Raw genomic sequence first — 4676 nt, 5'->3', positions numbered from 1 at the left:
TCATCTGCATTTCCCGGTTCAACCTTTTCCTTGTCGATCGGTCCAAATCACCCGCCAACTCATGGCCGTCAAAACGAATCGTGCCAGAAGTCGGAGCATGGAGGCCTACAATCATCTTCCCTAACGTCGATTTTCCACTTCCACTTTCTCCCACTAATCCAAATGTTTCCCCTTTGCGAATCGAAAACGAAATGTCATCGACCGATTTTACCGTTTGATTCGGGCCAATCCGAAAATATTTTTTTACGTTCTCCACCTGCAAAATCTCTTCGGACATTCACTGCTCCCTCCCCGTTGCAACCAGTGGTTCCACCTTTGGAGCTCTCGGATCATTCAGCCAGCATCTCGCTGTATGTCCTTCGGAAATAACGAACTCCTGAGGGCTTTTTTTAACACAAATTTCCATTGCATATTGGCAACGCGGAGCAAACGGACAGCCTTTTGGCGGTGAAAAAAGGTCGGGAGGTGCCCCTTCGATCGGCACTAAACGTCTTTTTTCCTTTTCGTGCAAATTCGGAATCGATTGCAACAGCCCCCATGTATACGGATGTTTGGGGTTTTCAAATATATCGAAAACATCCCCCGTTTCCACGACCGTCCCGCCATACATAACGATCACCCGTTGCGCCATTTCGGCCACTACTCCTAAATCATGGGTAATTAAAATGATCGACGTGCCCATCTTTTGCTGCAGCTCTTTCATTAAATGGAGAATTTGCGCTTGGATCGTTACGTCCAATGCCGTCGTCGGTTCATCAGCAATAAGTAGTTTGGGATTGCAGGCTAAAGCGATCGCAATCACTACTCTCTGCCTCATTCCGCCGCTGAACTCATGGGGATATTGGTGATATCTTTCTTCCGCGTTCGGAATCCCTACTAGCCTCAACAGATCGACTGCCTTTTGTTTCGCCTCGATCTTTGATAGTTTTTGATGCTTCCGCATCCCTTCTGCAATCTGTTTGCCGATCTTCATCGTTGGGTTTAATGAAGTCATTGGATCTTGGAAAACCATCCCAATTTCTGAACCTTTTAATTTTCGCATGTCTTTTTTGGATAAATGAGTGAGATCTCTTCCGTTGAAGAGAATTTTTCCTTCTTTAATATTTTTTCTTGGAATTAACCCCATAATAGTTTGCACGGTCACGGTCTTGCCGCTCCCGCTCTCCCCGACAATAGCAACCACTTCTCCTTGATCAATGTAAAACGAAACATCTCGAACCGCCTGCACTTCCCCACCGTAGATCGGGAATATCACTTTTAAATGTTCTACTTCCAATAGATGGCCCATTGAAATGATCACCCCCTACTTTCTTCTCGGATCTAATGCATCTTGCAAGCCATCTCCAAATACGTTAAAAGCGAACATGGTTAACGAGATCATGAGACCCGGAAAAAACAGTCTCCACCATTGGCCGCTTAAGATGACCCCCAAAGCATCATTCGCCATCGTCCCCCAGCTGGCAAATGGGGCTTGTACGCCTAATCCTAAAAAACTTAAAAATGATTCAGCAAAAATGGCCTGAGGAATCGTAAACGTTAAATTTACAATAATGATTCCTAACGTGTTGGGCAGCAAGTGTCGGAAAATAATTTTTGCATGAGACGTTCCCAGTTTCTGGGCCGCCATAACGTATTCTTGTTGCTTTAACTGAAGAATTTGGCCGCGAATAATTCGGGCCATCCCTACCCATCCAGTGATCGAGAGCGCGACAATGATCGTCCATAACCCCGGCTCCATCACAACCATGAGCAAGATCACAACTAATAGGTAAGGAATGCCATACAATACCTCGACAATTCTCATTAAAATGTTGTCGATTCGATCTCCTAGTTTTCCTCTTCCTGCCATATATCCTGAGACGCCACCAATCAACACCCCGATAACCAAATCGATGAGAGCGGCCACAAAACCAACCGTCAACGATATGCGAGCGCCATACCATGTGCGCGACCACATATCTCGCCCTAAATCATCTGTTCCAAACCAATGTTTGCTGGAAGGCGGTTGATTTCCGTTCGTTAAACTTTGATCATCGTAACTATATGGAACTAAGTGAGGTCCAATAATGGCCATAATAACGATGCATAATAAGAGCAACGCCCCGAACATCGCCATTTTATTTTTGATGATTTTCAAACCGGCTTCCTTCCAAAAACTGAGACTCGGTCTTTGAATGGCATCTGACTGAAGCTTGCTACGGTCGATAGGACGAAATAAGTCGGCCTCTTCTTTCGCTGAAATCACGCTCATTCCCCCCTGCTCGTCAACTTAATTCTTGGGTCAATCAAGCGATATGACAGGTCGACAAGAAATAACGTAATGACAAGAATCGTGCTGAAGAAAACCGTCGTGCCTAAAATAACCGGATAGTCACGGTTAAAGATGCTGTCGACAAAATATTTTCCTAACCCTGGTATAGCGAAGATTTTCTCAATAACGAATGTTCCGGTAATTAAAACAGCAAATAACGGGCCGATAAATGTAATGACTGGTAAAATAGCATTTCGTATGCCATGCTTGATGACAATAGCGATCGGGGATAGCCCTTTTGCCTCTGCCATTTTGATATAGTTTTGTTGCATCACTTCCAACATGCTAGAACGCATAAAACGGGCGATCACTGCCATCGGGGTGGCAGCCAACGCGATCGACGGCAAGATGGAATGGGCCCATGTTCCCCAAGACGCTACAGGCAAAACTCCCCACTCAACAGCAAAATATTTGATTAACAATGGCGCTAAAATAAAACTTGGTACAGAAATGCCTACAATGGCAATAAACATCGCTATATGATCAAGCAGCTTATTATGGTTTAGCGCAGCGATAATGCCAAGCAACAATCCAAACACAACGGCAATCACCAACGCTTGCAATCCAAGAAGCGTGGAAACAGGGAATCCGTCTGCGATAAGGGTATTTACGTCCCTTGTTTCAGACTGAATCGATGGTCCTAAATCAAACGTTATTAAATTTTTCATATACAATGCATACTGGACTGGCAGTGGCTTGTCCAAGTTGTATTTCGCCCGAATGTTTTGCAATACTTCTTCAGGCAACACATTAGCGTCGGAAGCAAATGGATCACCGGGAATCGATTTCATGATGATAAAAGTTAATGTGGCGATGAGCCAAACGGTGACAACCATTGTCACCAGACGTTTCATGACGTACACGGTCATTCCCCTCCCTTGTTCTAAGCATTCACATGCCCTAGCACGCCGTTCGTCGCCGTCATGGCGATAATGACACATCCCCACATATGTTTATAGGCAGTGACGATATCATTGCATGTAAACGTGATCGTTTTCGGGCCGATTAATGTCACTGTCGGTAATGTCGTTGTCATCATCGCTTGGTTTGGTCCTTTAAATCCAATTTCAAAGGTAACCGGCCCTTCTAGTTTCAACGGAGGGCATTGTTTCGCTTTCTGTACGGCCTGTTTCGCTTTTTCTCTAATTAACTCATGCGCTTTTGTCGGGTGAAGCAACTCCGCCGCAAAGCGGTCAATCCCGCGCTTGACTACAGCCGCTTCAACGTGAGGCAACGTTTCAAGCACTTCTTTCACATAAGCATCATCACCCGAGATAAAAATGGCCGGTACGTTGTAATAACCTGCAACAAACGCATTCATCTCTGTTTCCCCAACAACACGGCCATTAATCTTGATCTCATTCACACAGATGCCGGCCAAACTATGACTGATTACGGTCCTTTCCGATCCACCTTCACGTCCATGATGGCCAACAAACATAATCCCGTCAAAGCTATCATCAAGCCCCTCGAGCTGACACATCACGCGATTGTTCCCAGAGACAAGGCGCGCCCGCGGATCCAATTCCTCGATCAGGATGTTGGACATATTGCCATGGCCATCAGCAACCACTACTTCCGTCGCTCCTCCTAAAAAAGCACCCTCAATCGCTGCATTGACGTCCTGAGTCATGAGCTTACGGAACCGCTGGTATTCACTGTTCGTTTTTAATTGTTGGTTGGTTGCCACACCAGAGATCCCTTCCATATCGGCTGAAATAAAAATTTTCATAGCAACAACACCCCTTCTTTTTCAATTTATAAACAGCTAACGATTTTAAATATAATCAAACGTGTTTTTATATACTTCGAGCTGTACGATCGTATCCATTTCAAGAATCCCGTGTACACCATTTAGCATTTTTACTACTTCAGTGATTTCATCTTGACTGGGCACTGCAATTTGGATTAAAAGTTGGTAGCTTCCAGAAGTTAACGTAATATAGCGAACTTCTTTTATTTTCTTCAGCTGTTCAATCACATCCATTAACTTGTTCGCTTCCGTTTTTAAACGAATGATCGCCCCTGCGCGAATCCCAAGAGCTATTGGATTCACGACTCCCACCACTTCGAGAATCCCATGATCGATTAAATTTTTGTACCTCATCCGCACTGTTTTTTCCGTAACATTCAAATTATTGGAAATTTCTGTAAAAGACATCCTACCATCCCGAGATAACAGTTTAATGATTTGTCGATCCAGATCATCGATTTCGTACTTCATAATTTCCCCTTTTCTATACCGTTATGGAATTTTAATAACGAAAATAGATACAAATAAGAAATAAAATTGGTTATTTACAGCACAAAAAACTTGTTTTAGTATCTTAATTAGGACTATTTGATTTTTTATTATAATCACAAT

6 protein-coding genes are annotated in these 4676 nt (G+C 43.8%); all 6 read right to left on the bottom strand.

From position 1 onward, the window contains the following. A partial coding sequence (locus VU18_RS16820; protein WP_047758630.1) for an ATP-binding cassette domain-containing protein occupies window positions 1-277 on the bottom strand: 277 nt, incomplete at its 3' end. Continuing rightward, window positions 278-1288 (bottom strand): ABC transporter ATP-binding protein, encoded by a 1011-nt coding sequence (locus tag VU18_RS16815; protein ID WP_013523921.1) that lies wholly within the window; start codon window positions 1286-1288, stop codon window positions 278-280. It abuts the gene before it with no gap. Window positions 1289-1303: 15 nt separating this feature from the next. Further along, window positions 1304-2245, bottom strand: coding sequence for an ABC transporter permease (locus tag VU18_RS16810; protein ID WP_033011492.1), 942 nt, complete (start codon window positions 2243-2245; stop codon window positions 1304-1306). A gap of 2 nt (window positions 2246-2247) precedes the next feature. Then, window positions 2248-3174: an ABC transporter permease gene (locus tag VU18_RS16805; RefSeq protein WP_047758631.1), complete on the bottom strand. Its 927-nt coding sequence runs from the start codon at window positions 3172-3174 to the stop codon at window positions 2248-2250. 20 nt (window positions 3175-3194) lie between these two features. Then, a complete protein-coding gene (locus tag VU18_RS16800; RefSeq protein WP_047758629.1) occupies window positions 3195-4043 on the bottom strand; it encodes a M55 family metallopeptidase in 849 nt (282 codons plus the stop codon). Window positions 4044-4088: 45 nt separating this feature from the next. Continuing rightward, a complete protein-coding gene (locus tag VU18_RS16795) occupies window positions 4089-4535 on the bottom strand; it encodes an Lrp/AsnC family transcriptional regulator (protein ID WP_013523925.1) in 447 nt (148 codons plus the stop codon). Window positions 4536-4676 lie beyond the last annotated feature (141 nt).

Source organism: Geobacillus sp. ZGt-1 (assembly GCF_001026865.1).
GTDB lineage: Bacteria > Bacillota > Bacilli > Bacillales > Anoxybacillaceae > Geobacillus > Geobacillus thermoleovorans.
This window is presented reverse-complemented; position numbering and strand designations above follow the sequence as displayed.